The organism is Spirosoma lituiforme (genome assembly GCF_054776635.1).
The window spans coordinates 430,065-453,597 of record NZ_BAAHBO010000003.1; the positions used below are offsets into that span (position 1 = coordinate 430,065).

Annotated in this window: 25 protein-coding genes; 5 read left to right on the top strand and 20 right to left on the bottom strand. The window is 47.5% G+C overall.

All coding sequences use genetic code 11. The features are described from left to right. Positions 1-65: 65 nt before the first annotated feature. Together ACYU87_RS14115 and ACYU87_RS14120 are read left to right on the top strand one after the other, a co-directional pair. Complete coding sequence (locus ACYU87_RS14115) at positions 66-1,493, top strand: DEAD/DEAH box helicase (protein ID WP_461134712.1); 1,428 nt, start codon at positions 66-68, stop codon at positions 1,491-1,493. A 74-nt stretch (positions 1,494-1,567) separates the two neighbouring features. Then, positions 1,568-2,377 carry a tetratricopeptide repeat protein gene (locus ACYU87_RS14120; RefSeq protein WP_461134713.1) on the top strand — a complete coding sequence of 270 codons (810 nt, stop codon included), beginning with the start codon at positions 1,568-1,570 and terminating at the stop codon, positions 2,375-2,377. A gap of 127 nt (positions 2,378-2,504) precedes the next feature. On the opposite strand, the gene ACYU87_RS14125 is transcribed toward ACYU87_RS14120, so the two are convergent. Further along, a complete protein-coding gene (locus tag ACYU87_RS14125; RefSeq protein WP_461134714.1) occupies positions 2,505-3,503 on the bottom strand; it encodes a toxin-antitoxin system YwqK family antitoxin in 999 nt (332 codons plus the stop codon). Positions 3,504-3,636: 133 nt separating this feature from the next. Between ACYU87_RS14125 and fcl the strand changes: the two genes are divergently transcribed. Next, complete coding sequence (fcl, locus tag ACYU87_RS14130) at positions 3,637-4,578, top strand: GDP-L-fucose synthase (RefSeq protein ID WP_461134715.1); 942 nt, start codon at positions 3,637-3,639, stop codon at positions 4,576-4,578. Positions 4,579-4,673: 95 nt separating this feature from the next. On the opposite strand, the gene ACYU87_RS14135 is transcribed toward fcl, so the two are convergent. After that, positions 4,674-5,306, bottom strand: coding sequence for an acetyltransferase (locus ACYU87_RS14135; protein WP_461134716.1), 633 nt, complete (start codon positions 5,304-5,306; stop codon positions 4,674-4,676). A gap of 112 nt (positions 5,307-5,418) precedes the next feature. On the opposite strand from ACYU87_RS14135, the gene ACYU87_RS14140 reads away from it, so the two are divergent. Together ACYU87_RS14140 and ACYU87_RS14145 are read left to right on the top strand one after the other, a co-directional pair. Next, a complete protein-coding gene (locus ACYU87_RS14140) occupies positions 5,419-6,246 on the top strand; it encodes a UDP-2,3-diacylglucosamine diphosphatase (RefSeq protein ID WP_461134717.1) in 828 nt (275 codons plus the stop codon). Between the two features lie 12 nt (positions 6,247-6,258). After that, positions 6,259-7,425: a glycosyltransferase family protein gene (locus ACYU87_RS14145; protein ID WP_461134718.1), complete on the top strand. Its 1,167-nt coding sequence runs from the start codon at positions 6,259-6,261 to the stop codon at positions 7,423-7,425. Here the strand turns inward: ACYU87_RS14145 and ACYU87_RS14150 are convergent. From ACYU87_RS14150 to nrfD, 18 genes are all read right to left on the bottom strand, one after another. Next, positions 7,420-8,244, bottom strand: coding sequence for an NAD(P)H-binding protein (locus ACYU87_RS14150; RefSeq protein ID WP_461134719.1), 825 nt, complete (start codon positions 8,242-8,244; stop codon positions 7,420-7,422). The genes ACYU87_RS14145 and ACYU87_RS14150 overlap by 6 nt on opposite strands. 3 nt (positions 8,245-8,247) lie before the next feature. Continuing rightward, positions 8,248-9,267 carry an outer membrane beta-barrel protein gene (locus ACYU87_RS14155; RefSeq protein WP_461134720.1) on the bottom strand — a complete coding sequence of 340 codons (1,020 nt, stop codon included), beginning with the start codon at positions 9,265-9,267 and terminating at the stop codon, positions 8,248-8,250. Continuing rightward, positions 9,264-10,184, bottom strand: coding sequence for a hypothetical protein (locus tag ACYU87_RS14160; RefSeq protein ID WP_461134721.1), 921 nt, complete (start codon positions 10,182-10,184; stop codon positions 9,264-9,266). Before ACYU87_RS14160 ends, ACYU87_RS14155 begins: the two co-directional genes overlap by 4 nt. Then, positions 10,153-10,752 carry an RNA polymerase sigma factor gene (locus ACYU87_RS14165; protein ID WP_461134722.1) on the bottom strand — a complete coding sequence of 200 codons (600 nt, stop codon included), beginning with the start codon at positions 10,750-10,752 and terminating at the stop codon, positions 10,153-10,155. The genes ACYU87_RS14160 and ACYU87_RS14165 overlap by 32 nt, the downstream gene beginning before the upstream one ends. A 108-nt stretch (positions 10,753-10,860) precedes the next feature. Then, entirely contained in the window at positions 10,861-11,238 is a 378-nt protein-coding gene (locus tag ACYU87_RS14170; RefSeq protein WP_461134723.1) for a DUF983 domain-containing protein, read from the bottom strand. Between the two features lie 239 nt (positions 11,239-11,477). After that, a complete protein-coding gene (locus ACYU87_RS14175; RefSeq protein ID WP_461134724.1) occupies positions 11,478-12,020 on the bottom strand; it encodes a DUF420 domain-containing protein in 543 nt (180 codons plus the stop codon). Between the two features lie 9 nt (positions 12,021-12,029). Continuing rightward, positions 12,030-12,740 (bottom strand): SCO family protein, encoded by a 711-nt coding sequence (locus ACYU87_RS14180; protein ID WP_461134725.1) that lies wholly within the window; start codon positions 12,738-12,740, stop codon positions 12,030-12,032. A gap of 3 nt (positions 12,741-12,743) precedes the next feature. Further along, on the bottom strand, positions 12,744-13,067 hold the full coding sequence (locus ACYU87_RS14185; protein WP_461134726.1) for a cytochrome C oxidase subunit IV family protein: 324 nt from the start codon (positions 13,065-13,067) through the stop codon (positions 12,744-12,746). Positions 13,068-13,079: 12 nt separating this feature from the next. Beyond that, positions 13,080-13,877, bottom strand: a complete 798-nt coding sequence (locus tag ACYU87_RS14190) for a cytochrome c oxidase subunit 3 (RefSeq protein WP_461134727.1) — start codon at positions 13,875-13,877, stop codon at positions 13,080-13,082. 16 nt (positions 13,878-13,893) lie between these two features. Beyond that, the gene (locus ACYU87_RS14195) at positions 13,894-14,484 is read right to left on the bottom strand and encodes a cytochrome c oxidase subunit 3 (RefSeq protein ID WP_461134728.1); all 591 of its coding nucleotides are present in this window, start codon (positions 14,482-14,484) and stop codon (positions 13,894-13,896) included. 9 nt (positions 14,485-14,493) lie between these two features. Next, positions 14,494-15,372 carry a heme o synthase gene (cyoE, locus tag ACYU87_RS14200; RefSeq protein WP_461134729.1) on the bottom strand — a complete coding sequence of 293 codons (879 nt, stop codon included), beginning with the start codon at positions 15,370-15,372 and terminating at the stop codon, positions 14,494-14,496. Position 15,373: 1 nt separating this feature from the next. Then, on the bottom strand, positions 15,374-16,387 hold the full coding sequence (locus ACYU87_RS14205) for a COX15/CtaA family protein (protein WP_461134730.1): 1,014 nt from the start codon (positions 16,385-16,387) through the stop codon (positions 15,374-15,376). Then, complete coding sequence (locus ACYU87_RS14210; RefSeq protein WP_461134731.1) at positions 16,362-18,245, bottom strand: cytochrome c oxidase subunit I; 1,884 nt, start codon at positions 18,243-18,245, stop codon at positions 16,362-16,364. Before ACYU87_RS14210 ends, ACYU87_RS14205 begins: the two co-directional genes overlap by 26 nt. A gap of 27 nt (positions 18,246-18,272) precedes the next feature. Further along, positions 18,273-19,394 (bottom strand): cytochrome c oxidase subunit II, encoded by a 1,122-nt coding sequence (locus tag ACYU87_RS14215; protein ID WP_461134732.1) that lies wholly within the window; start codon positions 19,392-19,394, stop codon positions 18,273-18,275. A gap of 18 nt (positions 19,395-19,412) precedes the next feature. Next, on the bottom strand, positions 19,413-20,723 hold the full coding sequence (locus ACYU87_RS14220) for a quinol:cytochrome C oxidoreductase (protein ID WP_461134733.1): 1,311 nt from the start codon (positions 20,721-20,723) through the stop codon (positions 19,413-19,415). A 90-nt stretch (positions 20,724-20,813) separates the two neighbouring features. Then, positions 20,814-21,425, bottom strand: coding sequence for a c-type cytochrome (locus ACYU87_RS14225; RefSeq protein WP_461134734.1), 612 nt, complete (start codon positions 21,423-21,425; stop codon positions 20,814-20,816). 14 nt (positions 21,426-21,439) lie between these two features. After that, positions 21,440-21,973: a DUF3341 domain-containing protein gene (locus tag ACYU87_RS14230; protein ID WP_461134735.1), complete on the bottom strand. Its 534-nt coding sequence runs from the start codon at positions 21,971-21,973 to the stop codon at positions 21,440-21,442. A gap of 83 nt (positions 21,974-22,056) precedes the next feature. Further along, positions 22,057-23,487 carry an NrfD/PsrC family molybdoenzyme membrane anchor subunit gene (gene nrfD / locus ACYU87_RS14235; RefSeq protein ID WP_461134736.1) on the bottom strand — a complete coding sequence of 477 codons (1,431 nt, stop codon included), beginning with the start codon at positions 23,485-23,487 and terminating at the stop codon, positions 22,057-22,059. Positions 23,488-23,533: the final 46 nt, after the last annotated feature.

The following is a 23,533-nucleotide window of genomic DNA, read 5'->3' on the forward strand; positions in this document are numbered from 1 at the left end:
GGCTAATCGGGAGATTATCCGCGCATTATTCAAACGGTCTATTCAGGAAATCAGACCAGCTATTTATGGAAATTACTTCGTTCGAACAATTCGAGCTGAACCGGCAGTTATTAAATGCCGTTGCTGAACTTGGTTACACAGAACCGACTCCTATTCAACAGCAAACGATTCCGCTGAGCCTGGGCAACCACGATGTGCTCGGTATTGCGCAAACCGGAACGGGCAAAACGGCGGCCTACCTGCTTCCCATTCTAATGAAAGTAAAGTACGCGCAGGGCCACAATCCGCGTGCGTTGATCCTGGCCCCTACGCGCGAGTTGGTTATGCAGATCAACCAGGCGGTTAGCGAACTGGGCAAATTCACCGATTTGCGCCACGTGGCTCTCTACGGCGGCCTTGGCCCAAAAACCCAGATTGAAGCCCTTCGGAACGGGATTGATATTATTGTGGCCACTCCCGGCCGGTTCATGGATTTGTACCGCACCGGCGAAATCGTGACGAAGGAGATCCGCACAATGGTTCTTGACGAAGCGGATAAAATGATGGACATGGGTTTTATGCCCCAGATCCGGTCAATTCTGGAAATCATCCCCCGGAAACGCCAGAACCTCCTGTTCTCGGCCACATTCGGAGGGAGGGTCGAACGGTTATCAGCTGAATTTCTGGAAGCCCCCATCAAAGTTGAGGTCTCTCCACAGGCGTCGACCGCCGACATGGTGAATCAGGTGATTTACGAAGCACCAAACTTCCGCACCAAGATCAACATGCTGGATCACCTGATAACGAAGGAAGCTTTTCAGCGGGTCATCATATTCGCCCGGACCAAAGGCACCGCCGAAAACATCTACAAATTTCTGTCACGCAAAGTGTTAGATCCGGAGAAGGTGCGGGTAATTCACGCCAACAAGGGGCAAAACACGCGCATCAACGCCATGGAGGCTTTCAAAGAAGGTAACATTCAGGTGCTGGTAGCAACCGACGTAGCCGCCCGCGGCATCGACGTGGCCGAAGTAAGTCACGTAATCAATTTTGACTTGCCCCTGATTTACGAAGATTATGTTCACCGAATCGGGCGAACAGGTCGGGCAAACCGCTCGGGCGAAGCCATAACGTTTCTGACCAAAGCCGAGGATTACCACGTGCAAAAGATCGAACGGATCATCCGCATGACAATTCCCCGCGAACCGCTGCCTGCTGATGTAGAGGTCACGGAAACGCCTTTTGATGAGGAACAGGCCATGCTGCGGGAGATCGATGAACAACGCCGGAAGGAAGATCCGACTTTTCTGGGTGCTTTTCACGAAAAAAAGACGGTGAATACCCCCGCCGATAAGGCCCGCCTGAAAGCAAAGGCCAAACGGATGGGTGTTCCGCAAGCATCGTTATCGAGTGCCAGTTCCCGGTCGGGCGGCTTTAAGGGCAAACCCGGCAGTAAAGGCGGTAGCAAATCAGGAGCTGCGAAGAAATCGGGGCCACGCGGGGGACGCCGGTAATCGATCGAAAATGTACTAACTTGGATTCCCATTTCGTTCTATCGAAACAAAACTCCACCGGTATAGTATTTTCTATGAACGTTCGGATGACTCTGATACAATGGGCTTTTGTTGCGCTACCTATCTTAACGGTGGCACAGCCAAAGCAATTTGTTATATCAGCCCGTTCGGGCGATTCGGCACGGCAACTCCAACCCACCCAGCGCACCGCCGAACCGATAGCCCAGCCGCCTGTTGAATCTGTTTCGACCGATGTCGCTGAATCAACCAGTAATTCGTTGAATAGCCTGCCTCTTTTCGGTGAACGGCCTAAAACAGCGGATCAGATCGACGCCGAAATTCATTTTCTGAACGACTGCGACCGCAACTTCGCCAGCCGCCCCGAAGCCAGTGATTTTTTCGCGGCCCGTGGCTGGGACTACGTTACCGATGGGCAACTGGACACAGCGGCCTATCGATTTAACCTGTCGTGGCTACTTAACGACCAGAACGCCGACGCTTTTTGGGGACTGGGTGTTGTTTATTACCAGAAGAATCAGCTGCCAACGGCGATCCGAATGCTGAAAAAAGGCATCACCATCGCGGATAGCAATGTGGCGTTGATGACCGATCTGGCTACCGTAGAGATAAAGCAATACCAGGTTAAGCCCGAACCCGAACTGCTCACCGAAGCAGAAGGCTATTTACAGCGGGCCGTTGCGTTAAGCCCAACCAGTGCTTCTTCGTACCAGAAGCTATCCATTGTGTACTTTCTAAAGGCCGACTATTCGAAAGCGTGGGATTATTTCCACCAGACACATAGCCTGGATATGTCTGTGCTCGATCTGGGCTACCTGAATGAACTGCTGGCCAAACAGCCTGATCCGAAGAAAATATTCAAATAAAGAAGCCGTCGCCAATGCATTGGCGACGGCTTCTTTATTTGACGCAGATTCGACGCGTAGCAAATAGGCATGACACGCAACCCGCTGAATTCATACGTATACCAGAACACGTAGGCGACTCTCGTTCCTAATTTTCCGTTTCTTCGTCCTGAACGACTTTTTCTTTAGCTCGTTCAAAGGTTAGTTTGCCTTTTTCGTCCCACTCGCTGATGACGTAAGGCTCAAAGTCAGTTTCCCACTGGTTGCTGGCGTATTGTGTGAGTTTCCGGCGCATGCGTCGGCCGTTGGGATTAACCGGATAGTATTCTGTCCATCGGCCCACTTTTACCCCGTTCTCGTATTTACCTTCCTCCAGTAACAACCCGTTCTCGTAAAAAGCCATGTATGTTCCTTTTACTTTACCGTATTCTACCGGAATAATCTCCTTGATCTTGTGATGGGTTGAGTCGTAAAACACCAGACGCGACTCGGCGGGTACCCCCCGGTGCCAGCGGACTTTGTCTGTAAGCATAAACTTACTGTCGTATTTTTCCCACCGACCGTCTTTCATTCCGGCATAATAGTATCCTTCTTCAACGAGGTCACCGTTCTGGTAGCGTTTATACGGGCCATGTAGCAGCAAACCCGTTCCCTCATCGCGCACAATAGAACTGGTTACCCGAGCCGATTTCTGGTAGTAACGATAGACATCGCGGATGTGGGCGTGTGGCTTTGCCGCATCATTGTCGCGGAGTATGTAAAACTCCTCCACCACGGTTCGGTCGCCACTACCAAACTTTGTATAGGCCTTAACCATTGACAGGCCTTCGTATTCCGTCCGGGATAGTTTGCTTTTACTTTTCCGGTCTTCTCTCAGCTTTTTGAGCTGTTTCACCTTCAATCCCAGATCAGGCATAACGCCCGCCAGATAAGCATCTTTCTGATCTTTCAGCGAAGACATCGTTGGCAAACCCAGCGTGGTAAGCGACGAAGGAACGGACGAAAAGCCCGAGAAAGGTGACGGAGCCGCCCCGGATGGAGCGATTACCGGCTTCGACGCTGTTGTGAGCGAAGCCGGGGCCGTTTGTGCCTGAGCGGTAAGCGCCAGGAGACCACTTGATAATAAGATTGGGATCAGTCGTTTCAAGTTTGGGGCAAACATGGCATAGACAAACGATTGGTGCCTTAAGTTTGTTAGTTTTGCAACGCTGTAAAAAGCTTTATTATTTTATCCACTGTGCAGACTACCTTCCAGACAGTCAATTTAATACACTAATCTTGTGGAAAAACACGCTCGCATTTACGTTGCCGGACATCGGGGTATGGTTGGCTCGGCTTTAGTCCGTAAGCTCCAGGCCGAAGGCTTTTCTAATATCATTACCCGCACTTCTTCAGAACTTGATTTACGGAATCAGGCTGCCGTTGCTGATTTTTTTGAGCAGGAACGTCCTGACTACGTCTTTCTGGCTGCGGCTAAAGTAGGTGGTATTCTGGCTAACAACATCTATCGTGCCGAATTTCTTTACGACAATCTGCTGATTGAGGCTAACATCATCCATAGTGCTTACCAGACGGCAGTCAAGAAATTGTTGTTTCTTGGCTCATCGTGTATCTACCCAAAGTTAGCTCCTCAGCCGCTCAAAGAAGAGTACTTGCTGAGTGGTTTTCTGGAAGAAACGAACGAGCCCTATGCCATTGCCAAGATCACGGGTATCAAGCTTTGCGAAGCGTACCGGAGCCAGTATGGCTGTAATTTCATCTCGGCCATGCCAACGAACTTATACGGTCCTAACGATAATTACGACCTACAAGGTTCGCACGTGCTCCCGGCCCTGATCCGTAAGTTTCACGAAGCGAAGATCAACGATCAGCCCACGGTTGAGGTTTGGGGAACCGGATCGCCAAAACGCGAATTCCTACATGCCGATGACCTGGCAGCGGCCTGTTTCTTCCTGATGGAGAATTATGACGACGCCTTGTTCGTCAACATTGGTACGGGCGAGGACGTTACGATTCGTGAGGTAGCCGAGTTGATCAAAGAAACGGTTGGCTTCACGGGCGAGTTGCGCTGGAATACGGATAAACCAGATGGTACACCGCGCAAACTGATGGATGTGTCGAGATTACACGACATGGGCTGGAAACACTCTACCGATCTGAAAGACGGCCTTCAGCGCACCTACCAGGATTTCTTGGCCAACGAAGTCCTTTACGTTGAATAAATAATGTAGGACGCAATCCCTTGCGTCTCCTGTGCATCAGCAATATTCAGTTTGCTAATTGCTGACGCGAGAGAGAGACGCAAGGGATTGCGTCTCTACATTTTTTTGGCTGGGTTACCAAACACGGTTGTCCCGGCTTCTACATTTTCTACCACAACGGAACCTGCCCCAATACGGGCATTTTTGCCGATGGTGATACCTGCCACAATCGTTGCGCCGGTACCAATAAAAGCTCCTTCTTCAAGAACAGCTCCACTGTTGATGATGCACCCCGTGCCAACATGGACGAAATCACCGAGTCTGGCTTTGGGATCAATGAGTACTCCCGTCTGAATGATGCAATGCTGTCCTATTTCGGCAAAGGGGTTCACCACAACACGGGCCGCGATCAGATTACCGTGACCCAGGGTAGCCAGGGTTGATACCGTTGCCGTATCATGAATGGCATTAACCGGTTGCACCTTGCGCCGTTCGTTCAGCATCTTAACGAGTCGTTTGCGAACACGGCTGTCGGCAATAGCCACAAAAGCTTCGCACTTCTGCCCAATGAGCTTCAGGTAGCCATCATCATCCGTCTCCCCAAGTACGGATACGTCACTGAACTCCTTGCCGTGCAACTCTTTATCATCATCCAGCAAGCCATACACAACGACATTGTTCCGCTGAAACAGGTCGAGGGCGGTCAGGCCAAGGCTTCCTGCTCCTAAAATAAGCACTGGATTCTCCATTTATCTGATTTTGTTAAGTCAATATTAATTACTTATCCAGTAACCTTCTAAATGTGTCAATTTGGTAACACTGCGGTAAATCGTAGATAACGTCTGGGAATTAGTTTCGTTCATGAAATCAATCACCCAGTTTCGTACGATCGTTTTGTCAGATATCCACCTTGGCACTACCGGATCGAAGGCTAAAGAAGCTACTGAGTTTCTGCGAAATTATTCGTGTCAGAAACTTATCCTCAATGGCGATATTATTGATGGATGGCAACTGAAGCAGTACGGAGCCTGGAAAAAGAAACATACCGCCTTTTTTAAAACGGTTTTAAAGCAAATCGTTCATTACGATACTAAAGTTATCTATCTACGGGGTAATCACGATGATTTCCTGGATCAGATCATGCCCCTCAAGGTGGGCAAAAACTTCTCGATACAAAAAGACTACACCCTCATTTCGGGCACGAAAAAGTTCTACGTTACCCACGGCGATGTGTTTGATTCCATCACGTCGCACATGAAGTGGCTGGCCTACCTGGGCGATATAGGGTACACCTTTCTGCTATGGATCAACAAGTTCTACAACCAGTATCGTACCTGGCGTGGCCTGCCCTATTATTCCCTCTCTCAACTGGTAAAATCCCGCATCAAGCAGGCCGTCAGTTACATTTCCGATTACGAGCAGAAACTAACCGAACTAGCCCGTGCCCGTAACTGCGACGGCGTCATTTGCGGTCATATTCACCAGCCCGCCATTCACGAATACGAAGGCATCATCTACATGAACTCCGGCGACTGGGTCGAGTCGCTCAGTGCACTGGTCGAAGATCACGATGGCGACTGGAGCTTGCTGTACTACACGTCCGACTCCGACGATGAGGCAGAGAAAAAGCCAGTAGACGATCTGACCAAACAAGCCGTACGTGCTGACTTATCCATTCCAACCCTATAACTCTTCCCTATCATGCGTGTTTTGTTCTTAGTACAGGGCGAAGGCCGGGGTCACTTAACGCAAGCCTTATCGCTGGCGCAGATGCTACAGATGGCCGGTCACGAGGTAACGGGGGCCATCGTGGGTGTAACGGCTGAACGAACCGTTCCGGCCTTTTTTAGCGAAACATTCACCGCCCCCATTACGCCAGTATTTAGTCCCGGCCTGGTATATAATGCCGGCACAAACGCCCTGGAGCCCTTTAAGACTACCGTGCAGGCCATTCGGACTATGCGCCCTTTCTGGCGAAGTTTAAAGCAGGTACGAGACCAGATTGATGCGCAGCGCCCTGACGTAGTTGTCAATTTTTATGAGATGTTGGGCGGTATGACGTACGCTCTGATGCGACCATCTGTCCCGATGATCTGTATTGCGCACCAATACATGGCCTATCATACAAATTTCCAGCGACCAAAAGGCCAGTGGTTCTATCGGCAGGCCTTCAAATTCAATACCCTGCTGACGTGTTTCGGCGCTCACGAGCTGCTTGCCCTGTCGTTCGACAAACAGCCCAATGAACCCGGAAAACGACTCCGCATCGTCCCCCCTTTACTTCGCTGGGAAGTAACTGAACTGAAACCAAAAGCCGTTTCGGCCGACTCCTCCACCGATTTTGTGTTAGCCTACGTTACACAACCGGGTCTGAAAATCGAACTGGAAAAAGCACACCGGCAACGGCCGGATATTCGGATGGATGCCTTTCACGCCGACGCAACTGGCCCCGATCAGCTCATCGACGATACGTTGACCTACCACGCTATCGACGGGAAACGGTTTCTGGACTTTATGGCTCGCTGCAAAGCAATCGTAACGACAGCGGGGTTTGAATCTGTATGCGAAGCGCTGTATCTGGGAAAACCGGCTCTGATGATTCCCCAACCGAACCATTACGAACAGGCGTGCAACGCGATCGATAGCCAGCGGGCCGGAGTTGGCATCGCGTCGGATCGGTTTGACCTGAATCAATTGGTGGCCTACCTGCCCCAACACAAGCCTGAAGTGAGCGAGCGATTTCGGGCCTGGCATGCGCAGGGGTATTTCATGTTTCTGGCTGCCCTGAACCGAGCCGTTACGCCAACCAGTAAGCCATCGTCGGGTGGATTCCTGTCAACGCGCGTCCGGCATTTACTTCGGTCATAGCTGGTACAGGAATTGGAGCGGGTCAGGATAAAGGAACGGGTACGTTGTTGCCTGCGTCAGCTTTTCTACCGAAATGGTCTTATAGGGAACCCGTTCGCTAGGCGTAGTAAACGTAGGCAGTTGATAGCCGAAATCAGCGCAGCTTTTCCGATAGATGGCTTCGCGGGTTGGGTGTTCAGGCGCAACGGCGTTATAGGTTCCGGTTAATTCCAGATCAATTATAGCTGCCAGCAGGCCAACGGCGTCATCCTGATGAAGGTAATTGACTGGTACGGCACCACTATCAACGGTTCGCCCGGCAACGTACTTACCCGGAATGCGGTCGTACCCCATTAAGCCACCACAGCGCAAAATGGTTGTCTGGCACATGGGCGTAAGCTGCTGAACGTAGTGCTCGGCCTGCACCAGGGCGGGTGCGGCTGATTCGTCGGGCGTTTTGACATCCTGTTCAACCATTATCCGGCTGTATTCAGGGTATACAGACGTTGAGCTTACGTAGATGACGTGCTCTACTGACGATTGACGCAACGCATCGGTCAGGTACCGAATCTGCTCCGGATGAAAGTCATCCCCCATTTTCCCCGCTTTGGGCGGAATATTAATAACGACGACATCGGCTTGCAACAGAGCGTCGAGATTACCAATCGGCTCGGGGTTTAGGCTTAGTTCGTGTGCATCAATGCCCTTTTGAAGCAATGTTGGCAACTTGTCGGCCGATGTGGTACTGCCTTTTACGATGTACCCGGCGGCAAGAAGCTTTTCGGCCAGGGGTGTTCCCAACCAGCCACAACCAACGATAGAAACGGTTTTTTGAGTCATAGATTAGAAACCAATACCAAAGGTAAGGGTTCTAACATCGGGGCCTTTACCTGTTTCAAACAACGGGTTCAGATCGTACTTGGCGAAGAAATCAAAACTACGAAGGCCCAGATGCGCAACCAGACCATACCGGGCACTATTCAGGTAAAAGTCTGAGTGCCGTCGGTCTTTATTACCATCGGCTTCTTTAATTTTCCGGTAACTGTCGAGCCGGTAGTTGACGTAACCCCCGAAGCCAAGGTGACAGATTTTCCGACCGTCGCCGTCGTAGAACGTTAGCCGTGGTACTACCGGAATGCCGATGGTGCAAACCGTCAACTTACTTTTCTGTAGATCTCTGCCCGCATCTACGAAGGCAACACCCGTCGGATCCTTCTGGGCAATTCTGTTGCCTTCAAACATAAAATTGTTCCAGGCTACTTCAACGCCGTAATAGAGCTTTAACGAAGCGTGTTTTCCCCGGATGAGCGTTGGCATGGCCCCCGCCGATAAGGCGAAATAGCGTGACCCTACAGGTCTCAACGCATAAATATCCTCCGGATAATTCGGATTAGTACTCTGCTGAATCAATGTATTCAGACCGATACTAACAGTGTAGTCGAAATTACTCCCGTCGTTTCGCTTCCTTCGTCTGGCCCGGTCATAATTCCGGTCAATATCATCGCTCCTTCTTGAAGTGGTTTTCGTCGTATCTCCGTCGCCATTGACGACAATCGTCACCCCGTTTTTTTGTTTGGTTACAACCAGTACCGTGTCTTTCAGGAAGCGGCCTCCATCCTGGGAAATAGCTGTTTGGCCACCCGGTACTGAGTCCAGTTTCATACCCATTTCCCGCACGATTTTATTCAGGTCGTAGTTCGACAGGGCTTGTATTCCTGCTTTATCGGGCGCATAGATAACCAGGCGTGTACGATTGGCAAATCGAATTACCAACGAGTCGGTTGGATGCACTGAGTTAGCCTGAGCCTGTACAGCGACAAACAAGCCAGTTAGTACAGCTAGTGTACGTAGCAGTTGGTTCATTGTTTTGATGGTTTATCCTTCTCCAAACTATGTTTCAAGCCACTGTATGCGCGACCCAGTAGCCCACCTTCGTCGTTGTTCGCATTGTCCTGACGGGCAAATACCTCGCCTTCTTTTATTCGTTTTACTTTTTGCCACAACCCGTCGGTTTTCACTTCCTTTGCTGCCTTTTCCTGTTGGGCTAAAGCCACTTTTTCATTAACAGCCGCTTTGGCTGCTTGCCGGGCAGCAACCAAGGCTTCTGGCTCAGCGATGGTAACGACCAAGACACGCTCAGTTACGGGGTTTGGCTGGGCTGTTGGCTTAACTGCTACCTGTTCAGTTGATACCGGAGCGATGGGAGCCACGAAAACGGGTGACGCTACATCAACTTTCGGTTTACTATTAACTGATTTTTCCTGAGCCAGGGCAGGCGCTATGGGTAACGATGGGTATGACTGATTAGGAACTTGCTGACCAACAACACGGCTGGTTTTACCATTCTTACCACTGCCGACTCTGTCCGCCTTGCCCGCCACTGCCACCTGGTTGATATTAACTGGAGGAATTGACTCTCCTTTACGCTCCGTACCCGTTGGCTGCTCACGTTGCGGCTGACGGCTTCCTACTTTGTCTTGTTTCTCCAGAGCTGGCGTTGCAGGCTGGTTTGTAGCCACCTGAGCACCCTTCTGCTCTGTAGTTCCGCTTGATGGCCAGTAACGCCACCCGATTAGGCAAACCAGCAGCAGACAGGCTGCGGCAGCCATAGCGCGCTGTACGTCGGGATTGCGCCAGAACACCAGCCGGGGCTCGGGCTTGTGCTGTCCCATACGGGCCTGTAGCCGGGCAAAGCTGTCGGGCCCAGGCCTTAAAGAAGCATTGCCAAGCTTCCGAGCAAACAACTCATCAATTGGCAGCTTTTCGGTATGTTTTTTCATAGGATACGGTTCTGAAATCCTGTTCCATTTTTTTTAAACTCGTCTGTAGTATCATCCGGGCGCGGCTCAGTTGCGACTTTGACGTTCCTTCCGAAATACCCAGCATTTCCGCTATTTCAGCGTGTGCGTACCCTTCAATGGCGTACAGGTTGAATATGGTTCGATACCCATCCGGCAACTGGTTAACCAGCCGCATCAAATCACTCTCGTTCACCGCCGTATCAGCCCATTCATAATCTGGCTCAACCGTAACTTCATCAATGGGTACTTCCTGCCGCCACTGTTTTGCTTTACGCAGAAACATCAACGACTCTGTAACCATGATACGCCTGATCCAGCCTTCAAAACTCCCCTCTTCCCGAAACTGCTCAATTTTCTCGAACGCACGCATGAATCCATCGAGCATTACCTCCTCCGCATCATCCTTGTTGGCACAGTAACGCGTACATACCGCCAGCATTTTACCCGCGAACCGCTCATATACGATTTTGTGCGCGCGACTTTCACCCCGCTTCAGCGCAACAATCAGTTGTGCCTCTGTCGTAAAAAACGGTATAAGTCGCAGCATAGTTGTCTAGGTTCACCTACCAGATGCACAATAAAGAGGGCAGGTTGCATGGCAAGAAAATAAATTTCTTTATATTTTCTTTTCTGTTAAGGCATAAAAAAAGAGCCTTTACAGCCCTTTTACATACTTGATTCCGGCTACGTAGTGGAGCCATATAACCCGCGATATTCGAAAATTAACCGGTGCTATAATGATCATGACAGGAGCCACAATACTGGCATACACCCACCCGTCGGGATCGTTGCCCAGGTAGAAGATCAAAAATCCAAGTACTAAAGCAACTCCACCCGATATGGCATAGCTAACGTACATAGCACCAATGAAATACCCCGGTTCAACTTCGTAGCGTAATCCACAATGCGGACAATACTCATACATCTCGTCAAAGCCACGGGGCGAGTAAAAAGGCTTTTTAAATATCTTGCCCTGCCGACATCTAGGACATAGCCCTTTTGACGCGGCCTGCAATTTCGAGACGTCTTCCATACTCACGTTTACTATTCCGATACCACAGATAAGCGATTGATGCTACAATGAGGTAAGGGATCATTAATAAATAGACAATACCGATGTTTAGATCGGACGCGACTACACTGCGGCCGTTGCTTATTGTGCTTTCGACCGTTCCCCGGCACATGGCACACTGCGCCATCAAATCTGACGTACTACCAATCAGGGTTATAACCAGCAACCACACTTTCCAACTTCTCATGATTTCTCCTGCGTTAATGAATATAATACGGCTTAATCAGCAAATACACAACGACGCCTGTAACACTTACATACAACCAAATAGGAAACGCATACTTAACGGTTTGCCTATGCCGCTCAATCTGTCCGCTCAGAGCATAATAAACGGCTCTTAGGACAAACCATACGACCACTACGGAAAGAACAATATGCGATACCAACAGAAAGTAGTAAACAGGACGTATCCAGCCTTGTCCACCAAACGACGTTGACTCATTGGTTAAATGATACAAAACGTAGCTAACCAAAAACAACGAGCCAAAGGCAAAAGCCGCCAGCATAGTACGCTTGTGGGCTGCAATATTTTTTTGACGGATAAAATAGAGACCAGTTACCAATAAGATGGACGTAACCGAATTAATGATTCCGTTCAGATGAGGCAAGTATGTTGTCCACACGCCTAAGTCTACTTTTTGCCGTACGCCTAATAAAATGGCGACAGCGAGAGGAATCACAAGCGAGAGGATGTTGATAACCCGATTCGCTTTTTGCTCTTTAACGGGTTGTAAGGATTCCATAGTAGTGGGTTATTCTTTGCTGTAAATATCCAGCAACACGCGAATTTCGAGGACAAGCCGGTCTACATCTTCTTTGTCGGTGCCGTCGTAAAAACCCCTGACAATACCTTCCTTGTCTACTAATACCAACTTTTCGCTGTGAATAAAAGTTTCGTCGGGCTTGCCCTCTTTCACACCGGCATCAACCGTTGGCAGGTAATAGCCATGCATGGCCAGATCATAGATGTCAGCCTTATTTCCAGTTAGAAAATACCACTTTCCTGGTATAGCCTCGTACTTCTTCGCATAAGCTTTTAGTTGCTTCGGACGATCATGTTCAGGGTCTACCGAGTGGGATAAAAACACGATGGACGGATTGTTACGAAAAATATCCTGTACGCGGGTTAACTGAGAAGAAATTCGGGGACAAACCGTACCGCAACGAGTAAAGAAGAAAGAAGCAACGTAGATCTTATTCTTTACAATTGACTCATCTACTGTCTTCCCATCCTGATCAATGAGCCTGAAGGCGGGAATATGGTTAAAAATGGTATCCGTTGCTTCACTACCGTCAGCAAGGGTAACCTTTCCCATCAATGGCTCACCTTTGGTAGAGTCGATCTTAGGTAGATAGCGGGGCAGCACAAAGTGATTTTGTGTAGCAAACCGCAGAAAAATATACAGCAAAGCCGGGACCAGCAATGTTACGAGCAGGATCCCGGCTTTTCGATTAACCGTCATGGATTATCTTAATTGAAAAATCGAACCGCCTTCCATCAAGAGCGCTGTTAGCAACCAGAATATAAAGACGACTGGAATAACAATAGCCCAGATCAGGCTCTTTACTTCGTGCTTAAGGTGCATAAATTCACCAACGATGTAAAAAGCTTTTACCAAGGTCATGATTACGAATATGGACGTCCTGAATCCGCCAGCTTTCATAAAGTAAGCCAATGTAAATTCGAAGGCTGTAATAACCGAAAGAATAACAAACGTGCGCCAGATTAGCCCGGTATTCGCTGGTGGAATCTCACCAACTTCGTGTGTTCCGTGTGTGTGATCAGACATAGTAGTAGGTACTTAAACCAGGTAGAAGAATGTGAATACAAATACCCAAACGAGATCGACAAAGTGCCAGTACAGACCTACTTTCTCAACCATCTCGTAATGACCGCGTTTTTCGTAAAGACCGGTAGCAGCCCGATAGAAAATCAAAATGTTTAGCACAACACCACTGAATACGTGCGTTCCGTGAAAGCCTGTGATAAAAAAGAACAGGTCAGCAAAGGCAGGCGGTCCGTATTGGTTCTCAACCAGATTAGCACCAAAAATTGTACGCTGTATCGTTTGGCCGTTTATAAGTTCACTGATAGTCGTACCCGTTTCTGTCCCGTGAATAAAGTGACTCCACTCCCACGCCTGGCTTCCCAGGAACGTAAAACCACCCAGAATTGTCCACAGCATATACTTCTCAACATCTTTGCGGTCCATCCGGTGTCCGGCCTCTACAGCCAGTACCATTGTTACGCTGCTAAAAATGAGAATGAATGTCATGATACCGACGAAGATCAGCGGTAAATCGACCCCGTGTAGGAAGGGTACCGAGTTATACACTGCCTCTGGCGTTGGCCAGTACATGTTTGAGAATTTAAATACTTCGCCGTAAATGGCTGGATCCCAAGCGGGATAGCTGTAACGGATCAAACCGTACGTTACCAGCAGTGCTGAGAAGGTGAACGTATCCGAAATCAGGAAGAACCACATCATCAGCTTGCCGTAGCTCACTTTCATCGGTTCGACACCACCCATCCATGTCTTTTTGTCGAACACTTGCTCCGAGTCGGTTGTCAGGGTATCGTGCGTTACAGTAGCCGCCATGCGTCTAAAAGGATTATCAATGAAAATAGACTAAAAAGAAAAACAAATACAACCACAAAATGTCTAAAAAGTGCCAGTAAGTCGCGGCTATCTCAAGCTGATTCAGGTTCTTACCATGGATACGAAATCTGAACGCAGCCACTAACGCAAAGATTAGTACAATTAAACCGGAGATTAGGTGAAACCCATGCAAACCAGTAAAAATGTACATAAATGACCCTGCCGGATTGCCCACAAAAAAGACATTCTCGTTAACGAGCTCGACCCAACCCTGGAATTGCATATACAGAAAAGTCATTCCAAGTGCAAAAGTAATAGTTATCGCTGTTTTAAGACTGCCAAAGTTGTCTTTTTTTGCAGCCACGTAAGCCCAGTGCATTGTAATACTACTAATAGCCAACACAACGGAGCTATACGAGAAGACAGCCGGAATATCGTACTCAAGCCAGTTACCTTCTGCCCGACGCACAAGATAGGCGCTTGTCATGGCCGCGAAGAGCATGATGATGCTAACAATGAATAACCACATGATAAACTTGCGTGGATTCATTGAGAGCGTTTCCTGGGGCTCTTCGGCAATAGAAATATCGTTTACTAATTCACTCATAATTTGTTGTTACACTTTATCTAGTAGGTAAACAATCTGTACAACGGGCAGATAAAGCAATGATCCAAACATCATTTGCAAAGCTGCTTTGTCTGTACAGGTTCTCATTAAGTGAAACGTTTGTGCTAGGAACAAGATTCCGCCGATCATGGCAACTAAAGCCGAGTTTATTCCGGTCATACCCAATAGGTAAGGTAACCAACCAACAGGAATCAGGAATAACGTGTAAAGCATAATACGGAATGCCGTTTCGGTTGTTTTTCCGTCGCCGGGCATCATCTGTATACCAGCCTTCTTATACTCATCGAACGCCAGCCAGCCAATAGCCCAGAAATGAGGGAACTGCCAGAAAAACTGAATAGCAAACAATATACCTGGTGTCCAGCCAAAATGATTGGTCGCTGCGACCCAGCCAATCATGGGGGGAAATGCCCCCGGTAACGCGCCGACAAAGACAGCAATCTGCCCTTTCCGTTTCAGTGGCGTGTAAACAAATCCATACAATAGAAGCGACAGAACTGCCAATGCTGCGGCCCTTATGTTAAAGAACTCAACAAATAGAAAACAGCCTAGTCCAAACAGAATGAATGCAAAAGCGGCAGCCTCATTGACAGATAAACGACCCGTTGGCAGGGGACGTACAGCCGTACGCTTCATTACTTTATCCGACTCTTTCTCAATAATTTGGTTGATGATGTTGGCTGCTCCGGTAATGCTGATTGAGGCAACGCTTAAAATAATTATCTTCCACCAGCTAACCTGGTCAATAGCTAGACAATAACCAAACACGCCAGAGAATACGACAGCCAGGGTAAGTTTGAGTTTTATTAATTCAATGTATGCTTTTACTTTTTCGTTAATGATGGTCCAATCCAGTACTTTTTCCATATTAAGCTTTTACAAGTCGACTTGTTGGGTTTACGCTATTTGTCTCCATTAGATTAGGTGTCAAGAGCAGACTAATCGAAAACTGAAGACCAATCATTAATATAGCCAGAACCAGATGTATAGGTTGAGCAAAGGCAGGTACACCTAAGTAGGCCATGATAACTCCTGTACTAATCTCTGCTACAACAAGACTGACCAATATACCTGTCAGTCTTGTCAAATGACCTTTTTTGTTAAGCTTACGGAGTTGATAGATAACACCGAGGTGAAAAGCAAGAATCACTATCGAGAATGAGCGATGTACATAGAACCGCCAATCCAATTGGCTAATCCAGGTATCTCGTTCCCCGTACCCTACCCGCTTAACTACGCTATCTAACACATCCCTGACCTGTGCACCCAGCACAATCTGACCTAACGTCAGGAACAACGTAATAACCAGCAATAAACGAAGTTTACCGGTTCCCACGCTCTCTATTCTCCAATCGTGATACCTCGATCTTACCCATACAAACAGCAGGGCAAACACGACTAATATAGCTAACAACAGATGTAGAGTGATAACGTATTGAGCTAATTCGCTAGCAACAACACGAGAACCCAACCAACCGTTTAGACCAATCAAGAGAAAGGCAGCAAAGCTACCGAGAACAATGATCCGGTCTTTTCGTAAATAAGAAAGCGAAGCAATTAAAGTAGCAAAAACAAGAAAACCCGATAAAACACCCAGTAAACGGTTGGTGTATTCTATCCAGGTTTTTACGGGGTTAAATAAGACTTCACCCTTCAGTTTGGTTCCATAAATCTCCTGGTAATTAGCTGGTAGCTGCGAGATCTCGGTCGGAGGTACCCAACGGCCAAAGCATTTTGGCCAGTCAGGGCAGCCCATTCCGGAACCTGTACCTCTAACAACACCGCCTGCCAGGATAAGCAGATAAATAACGACTATTGTTAAAGATACAAGGTTTCGGAAGCGCCGTTCTTTTTTATCAATGAGGCTGTTTGAACTGATCATTCAGATTCTGTGCCTCGATTTCTTTTTCTAATCCGATCAACTCGTTCTCATGCGGAAGATTAGATTCCAGTGTTTGAGAATAGGGTACGTTTTGAGGAATGAAATCGTCCTTCGCCCCTGGCTTGCTGTAGTCGTACGGCCAGCGATAAACAGCAGGGATCTCACCGGGCCAGTTACCATGACCAGGTACAATCGGAGTAGTCCACTCCAATGTATTCGACTGCCATGGGTTCATAGTTGCCTTACGACCTTTGAACAGGCTGTACACGAAGTTATATACAAAAATCCACTGGGCGGTGAACGTGAAAATAGCAGCCAAGCTTATAAACGAGTTCATATCGGCGAAGATATTCTTCGTGAAATCATAACTCGTGAACGCATAGTACCGACGTGGGAATCCAGCAATACCGACGTAGTGCATTGGGAAGAAGACCAGATATATTCCGATAAACGTCAGCCAGAAGTGAATATAGCCTAACTTCTCGTTCATCATCCGTCCGAACATCTTGGGGAACCAATGATATACACCAGCCAACAAACCAAAGGCCGATGCAGCACCCATTACCAAGTGGAAGTGAGCAACAACGAAATACGTGTCGTGCAACTGAATATCCAAAGCCGAATTTCCTAAGATCAATCCAGTGATACCACCAGAAATAAAGAAGGATACAAGACCAATAGAGAACAGCATTGCTGGAGTAAATCGAATATTACCACGCCACAATGTCGTTATGTAGTTGAATGCCTTTACAGCCGACGGAACCGCAATGATCAGCGTAAGAAACATGAAGATTGACCCAAGGAAAGGGTTCATACCCGTTACAAACATATGGTGAGCCCATACGATGAAAGCCAAGAAGGCAATGCCCATCATTGACGCGATCATGGCACGATAACCAAAGATTGGCTTACGAGCATTAGTTGCGATAATTTCCGAAGTCATGCCAAGGGCTGGCAGCAGCACGATGTATACCTCCGGGTGACCAAGGAACCAGAACAAGTGCTGGAACAGGATCGGACTACCTCCAACGTTCGGAAGTGCTTCTCCTTTAATGTAGATCTCAGACAGATAGAAACTGGTACCAAAGCTGCGATCAAAAATCAACAGTAAAGCAGCTGATAAAAGAACTGGGAAGGAAATAAGACCTAGAATAGCTGTCAGAAGAAACGCCCAAATTGTCAAGGGAAGTTTGCTGAATGACATACCTCGTGTACGCAGGTTAATTACCGTGGTGATGTAGTTTATACCACCTAATAACTGCGATACAATGAACAATGCCATACTGGTCAACCAAAGGGTCATACCCAACTCAGAACCTTTGTGTGCCTGAGGTAGTGCACTCAACGGCGGGTAAATCACCCATCCACCTGCAGCGGGTCCTGTCTGAATAAACATCGACGAAAACATGATAACGCTGGCCAGAAAGAAGAACCAGTAAGATAACATGTTCAGGAAACCTGAGGCCATATCACGGGCACCGATCTGCAAAGGAATCAGGAAGTTCGAAAATGTACCACTCAAACCTGCAGTTAGTACAAAGAACACCATGATGGTGCCATGCATAGTAACCAAAGCCAGATAAAAATCTGGATCTAGTTTACCCGTTTCATTAATCCAACTACCTAAGATAGGGCGCAGAAACTCAAGCTTCATAGCCGGAAAACCTAGCTGAAGCCGGAACATTACAGATAAACTGATGCCAATGATCGACCAAATAATACCCGAAATCAGATACTGTTTAGCAATGGTTTTGTGGTCTTCAGAAAAAATGTATGTGCGCCAGAAACTTTGCGGTTCATGATGGTCATGCTCTGTTGCATGTGCCACAACCGCCGAATTAGCTGCTACAGTCGCCATAGTATTTGGTTTGTTGTAAGGTTAGATTTAACGAAGTTTTGCAACAGCTGTTGTTACTCCACCTGTTTTCGGTAATGACGCAGTTGAACTATCCGCCGGGGCGGCCGTAGCATCGGCTGGCAAGTATTTTGCCGCTTTCGCTTTCAGGTTAGCAGGAATCCGAGTTGCCAGTTCCGGAGTAGAGGTCAGCAAAGGTTTTTGTTGCTTGCACCAAGCAGCCCATGATGCTTCATCTTCAACGATCAGGCGAATACGCATGGAAAAGTGACCCTGTCCGCAAACTTCAGTACAAGCAATCTCGTAACCGAAATTAGGGTTGCCTGTAATGTTCCGCATTTCATCCGTTGTCTTGTCAGCGATGAACCAAAACCTTGTTGGCATACCTGGAACAGCATCCATCTTAACACGCAAGTGGGGAATGAAAACGCTGTGTAGTACATCACGGGCACGGATCTTTAACAAGACTGGCTTGTTAGCCGGGATGTGCAGTTCCGATGTAGATATGAAATCATCAAAGGATGCTTCGTCTGTATAATCAATACCCGTTTCGTTGTTGTTGTCAATCAACTTGTAGTTATACGATCCAAGCTTGTTATTATCCACACCTGGATAGCGGGCAATCCAGTTGAATTGTTTTCCTACAATTTCAAAGACCTGCGCATTAGCAGGCGCTTCTGCCATAATATCACGCCATGCACGCCATCCCGTAAATACCATGACAGCCATGATCACAGCTGGAACGATCGTCCAGATCAACTCTAATTTATGGTTCTCAGGATAGTAGGCTGCTTTCCGGCCTTCCTTATGCTGGTACTTCCAGGCGAAGAAAAACAACAGCGCATTGGTAATAACAAATGCTACTGTAATCATGGCCATAGAAATCCAGAAAAGGTTATCCGTACGCCGGCCATGAGGAGATGAAGCCTCAGGAAGAAAGAACTGACGAGCGTACATGAACGACCAAACAGCTCCTATCAAACCAACAACGAAGAAGATCATGAACATGGCACCGTTAATACGATTGCTCATGCCTATTTGACCCTCAACTGTAGGGCCGTTTGCGTTTTTCACAACAGCACCCATTTTGGAAACGACCATGGCCGCTAAACCCAAAAAGATTACTGACAATAAAGCGATTATATAAACCATCTCGATACGGATTATTAATTAAATATCATGGTGTATTGCTTCTTCTAACATCGGGTGATTCTTGGGAATCAAGTTTGCCTTCGTCAGCTGCGAAGAGATTGTCCAGATAAAACCACACGCAAAAATCAGAATCATCCCGAATTCAACCGGTCCAAAACCGCCGTGCTCCCCTACCGTCCCAGGCATGATATTGACGTAGAAATCAAAATAGTGACCAATGATAATACACCATGCCGCTAGCTTCAAAATGACGTATGTCCGCTTCGAATCCCTTGTCATTAAAATGAGAAATGGGCAAACAAAGTTCAGAAATAAGTTAATAAAGAAGGGTGCTTTGTAGATACCGCCAAACCCGCTAAAACGCTCTCTATAATAGATCGTTTCTTCAGGTAAATTGGCGTAATAGATCAGCATAAACTGCGCAAACCAAACATAAGTCCAGAAGATACTGAAGGCAAACATAAACTTACCTAGGTCCTGTAAGTGGCTATCGTTAACAATTTTCAGATAACCCCTTTCTTTCAGCGTAACAACAGTTAGCGTAATGATTGCCAGGCCCGTTACGTGCCAACTCGCCAGTGTGTACCAGCCAAACATGGTGCTGAACCAGTGTGTATCAATCGACATCACAAAATCCCAGGCGGAAGTAGATGACGTAACACCAAACACCAGCAGGAAGGCGGTACCCAGTTTGATACTCTTGTCGTAATACGCTGTCCCACCCTCTAAATCTTCCTGTAGAGAGTAATTACGGATCATACGCCACATGAAGTACCATAATCCGAAATAAGCAACGATACGACCCAAGTAGAAGGGAGTATTCAGAAATCCTTTTTTACCGTTTATAATAGGATCGAACTCTGGACTGTTAACATCGTACAAAGCTGGATTGGTCCAGTGGAATAAATCATGCCCAGCAAGAAAGAAAACAGCGATTATAGCAATCCCCGTGAACGGTAAGAAGGCAGGTAACGCTTCAGGAATCCGCTTAAAAGCCGATGACCAGCCAGCCTGCGCCAAGTAATTATAAGAGATGAAAAACATCCCGATAACCGATGCGCCCGTGAAATAAATGGCGTTCAGCCAGACGTTGGCCCATAAACGATTTGTCCACTTGTACGCATGATGGCCAGCGCCATGTGCTTCGTGTCCTCCAGCGCTGTGCGCTACTGCATGAGTCTCGTGCGAACCAGCACCAGATGCTAACAGATAGGCGCCAATTGCTACTAACGCGACTCCGGCTCCGATGCCAATCATCAACCGACGTTTGGAGTCCGCAGTAAATTCAAATTCTTCGTCTAAGGACGGTATTGCGTGAGCCGATGCCATTCTTATTGGTTTGTCAATTAATTGAAACACGATAGGTTTAAGAATCTACAAATTGATCACTGCCAATTCATACCTTACACCTTCGTTAAATTATCCTTGCTGGAGTTTGTGAACGTATTGTACTATTTTCCACCGATCTTCCGGCGTTACCTGAGAACCATGGGGCCACATACGGCCTTTTCCATGTGTGATAACGTGGAAAATGTGACCATCATTCATGGTTTTGTAAGCATCCGTCGAGTAGTTTGGTACACCCTTGTATTGTGCTGCTACCGGGCCGTCTCCTTTTCCTGTCGCACCATGGCAATGACTGCAATAGCGAGTGTATAAAACTTGTCCCTCTGCTTGTGTCTTCTCGGAATCTGCAATTGGATTCGTCAACACTCGCTCAGCTATCCCGATACTGTCAGCAGGAATGTTGTACATCATCAGGTCAGTTGTCTTATTAGCACCTTCACCAAATGTTGTATGATAATTTGGCCGAGCTACTGTTCCCTGCGCTGGCAGACGCATATTCAATCCATGATCTTTTACATTGATCGGATTAGATTGCGTTTGCTTATACGGCTCATAACCAACTGGCTCGTACATCTGGGGGGCATACACGACCCCAGTGTCATTGTGATTATCCTTGCAAGACGTTCCTACGAATAACAGTCCAATAACAGCCAGTGTTGCTACACTTGTATGTTTAGTAATCATTCTTATTCTGAACATTAGAACTGCTTAACATTAACTTCAGCAGCGCCTGATTTTTTCAGAATCTGCTCAATATCACCTTCAACAAGGTTGTTTTTGCTCAAGTCGATAGCCATGGCAAATTTGTTGTCGGTTGTTCTTAGATCGTACATCAATGGTTTCACCGTCGGACCCAGCCCATTCGATACAAGGAAGGTGCCGACCATGCCCAGAGCACAGAAAAGAACCGTTAACTCAAATATGATCGGTACGTATATCACAGGTGAGTAAGAATCTTTACCACCAACGATCATTGGCCAGTCAAATCCTTCCGTGTAATAAGTTAGCGCTAAGGCGGTTAACGTACCACTCAGGCCGAACAGGAAGGCTGCGATGCCGAGACGACTGCGAGGATGGCCAAGCGCAATGTCTAATCCGTGAATCGGAAATGGAGAATATACTTCATGAATCCGAACACCTGCCCCCTTAACATCTTTAACGGCTTTCAGTACAACATCGTCATCATCATAGATGCCGACTAAGAATTTACCGTTACCATTTACGTCTGACATACTTTTATTAATCTATTTCAAGTTTCCGATTTCAAGTTTTAGATCAAGGTAGTTACACCCTCGACCCAAAACTTGGAATAGTTTTATTCTACGTCTTTATTAAATGTTGGGTTTGTAACGCGCTCACCTTTAGCAACACCCGATACAGATACAGGCAATCTCTCCGAAGATGACTTGATTACCGTTTTCACTTCGGCCATATTCACTACTGGCAAAAACTTCGAGAACAAAAGAAACAGCGTGAAGAAAAACCCGAACGAGAATATGTAATCGCTGATGTCAAATAGAGTTGGGTGGAACATTGCCCAGCTGGACGGCAGGTAATCACGGTGAAGAGACGTCACGATAATTACAAATCGCTCAAACCACATCCCGATGTTCACGATAACCGATAGAACAAACGTCCAGACAATGCTACGACGAATAGCCCGCGACCAGAACAACTGGGGCGTAATTACGTTACAGGTCATCATGGCCCAGTATGCCCACCAATATGGACCAGTTGCCCGGTTAATAAAGGCATAACTCTCAAACTCGACACCCGAGTACCAAGCGATAAAGAACTCTGTCAAATAGGCTACCCCTACGATCGATCCAGTCAAGGTGATGACCTTGTTCATCGACTCAATGTGTTCAAGCGTAATGTAGTCTTCCAGCTTAAACACTACCCGAATGATCAAGACCAGGTTTTGTACCATGGCAAAACCCGAGAAGATAGCACCAGCAACGAAATAAGGAGGGAATATAGTTGTGTGCCAGCCCGGAATCACCGAAGTAGCAAAGTCCATACTTACGATCGTGTGTACAGATAATACAAGAGGAGTAGACAAACCTGCCAGAATCAAACTCATGTATTCATAACGGGCCCAGGTTTTTGCAGAGCCATTCCATCCCAGAGCAAAAGCACCATAGATGTACCGTGACACTTTACTACGAGCACGGTCACGGATCGTAGCCAAATCAGGCACGAGACCCATATACCAGAATACCAGCGATACCGTAAAGTACGTACTGATCGCGAACACGTCCCAGACAAGTGGAGACTTGAAGTTTACCCACAACGAGCCGAATGTGTTGGGTAATGGTAAGGCCCAATAAGCCAACCAGGGACGTCCCATGTGCATTAGGATAAAACTGGCTGCACATAATACGGCAAAGATGGTCATGGCTTCGGCAGCCCGGTTTACCGCTGTCCGCCATTTTTGACGGAAAAGAAGCAGGATGGCGGAGATTAGTGTACCAGCGTGACCGATACCTACCCACCAAACGAAGTTTGTAATATCCCACGCCCAGCCTACGGTTTTATTCAGACCCCAAACGCCCAATCCTTCCCACCACGTCCAGAATACGCAGGCGGCCCCGTATATCAGCACAACCACCGAGATGGTGAAGGCGATAGTCCACTCACGGGTAGGAGCTCCTTCAACCTGTCTGCTGATATCCTCCGTCACGTCGGCATATGTCTTGCCACCGGTGACGAGGGGAGTTCTAACGGCTGATGTTACATGCGACATATATCTTACTGATTTACAATGTATGATTTATGATACACGAGTTACG

Bases quoted from the DNA above. Each gene is read 5' to 3' on its own strand.
- ACYU87_RS14115 (WP_461134712.1), top strand. From the start codon at position 66: ATGGAAATTACTTCGTTCGAACAATTCGAGCTGAACCGGCAGTTATTA.
- ACYU87_RS14120 (WP_461134713.1), top strand. From the start codon at position 1,568: ATGAACGTTCGGATGACTCTGATACAATGGGCTTTTGTTGCGCTACCT.
- ACYU87_RS14135 (WP_461134716.1), bottom strand. From the start codon at position 5,306: ATGGAGAATCCAGTGCTTATTTTAGGAGCAGGAAGCCTTGGCCTGACC.
- ACYU87_RS14140 (WP_461134717.1), top strand. From the start codon at position 5,419: ATGAAATCAATCACCCAGTTTCGTACGATCGTTTTGTCAGATATCCAC.
- ACYU87_RS14145 (WP_461134718.1), top strand. From the start codon at position 6,259: ATGCGTGTTTTGTTCTTAGTACAGGGCGAAGGCCGGGGTCACTTAACG.
- ACYU87_RS14150 (WP_461134719.1), bottom strand. From the start codon at position 8,244: ATGACTCAAAAAACCGTTTCTATCGTTGGTTGTGGCTGGTTGGGAACA.
- ACYU87_RS14155 (WP_461134720.1), bottom strand. From the start codon at position 9,267: ATGAACCAACTGCTACGTACACTAGCTGTACTAACTGGCTTGTTTGTC.
- ACYU87_RS14160 (WP_461134721.1), bottom strand. From the start codon at position 10,184: ATGAAAAAACATACCGAAAAGCTGCCAATTGATGAGTTGTTTGCTCGG.
- ACYU87_RS14165 (WP_461134722.1), bottom strand. From the start codon at position 10,752: ATGCTGCGACTTATACCGTTTTTTACGACAGAGGCACAACTGATTGTT.
- ACYU87_RS14170 (WP_461134723.1), bottom strand. From the start codon at position 11,238: ATGGAAGACGTCTCGAAATTGCAGGCCGCGTCAAAAGGGCTATGTCCT.
- ACYU87_RS14175 (WP_461134724.1), bottom strand. From the start codon at position 12,020: ATGGAATCCTTACAACCCGTTAAAGAGCAAAAAGCGAATCGGGTTATC.
- ACYU87_RS14180 (WP_461134725.1), bottom strand. From the start codon at position 12,740: ATGACGGTTAATCGAAAAGCCGGGATCCTGCTCGTAACATTGCTGGTC.
- ACYU87_RS14185 (WP_461134726.1), bottom strand. From the start codon at position 13,067: ATGTCTGATCACACACACGGAACACACGAAGTTGGTGAGATTCCACCA.
- ACYU87_RS14190 (WP_461134727.1), bottom strand. From the start codon at position 13,877: ATGGCGGCTACTGTAACGCACGATACCCTGACAACCGACTCGGAGCAA.
- ACYU87_RS14195 (WP_461134728.1), bottom strand. From the start codon at position 14,484: ATGAGTGAATTAGTAAACGATATTTCTATTGCCGAAGAGCCCCAGGAA.
- cyoE (WP_461134729.1), bottom strand. From the start codon at position 15,372: ATGGAAAAAGTACTGGATTGGACCATCATTAACGAAAAAGTAAAAGCA.
- ACYU87_RS14205 (WP_461134730.1), bottom strand. From the start codon at position 16,387: ATGATCAGTTCAAACAGCCTCATTGATAAAAAAGAACGGCGCTTCCGA.
- ACYU87_RS14210 (WP_461134731.1), bottom strand. From the start codon at position 18,245: ATGGCGACTGTAGCAGCTAATTCGGCGGTTGTGGCACATGCAACAGAG.
- ACYU87_RS14215 (WP_461134732.1), bottom strand. From the start codon at position 19,394: ATGGTTTATATAATCGCTTTATTGTCAGTAATCTTTTTGGGTTTAGCG.
- ACYU87_RS14220 (WP_461134733.1), bottom strand. From the start codon at position 20,723: ATGGCATCGGCTCACGCAATACCGTCCTTAGACGAAGAATTTGAATTT.
- ACYU87_RS14225 (WP_461134734.1), bottom strand. From the start codon at position 21,425: ATGATTACTAAACATACAAGTGTAGCAACACTGGCTGTTATTGGACTG.
- ACYU87_RS14230 (WP_461134735.1), bottom strand. From the start codon at position 21,973: ATGTCAGACGTAAATGGTAACGGTAAATTCTTAGTCGGCATCTATGAT.
- nrfD (WP_461134736.1), bottom strand. From the start codon at position 23,487: ATGTCGCATGTAACATCAGCCGTTAGAACTCCCCTCGTCACCGGTGGC.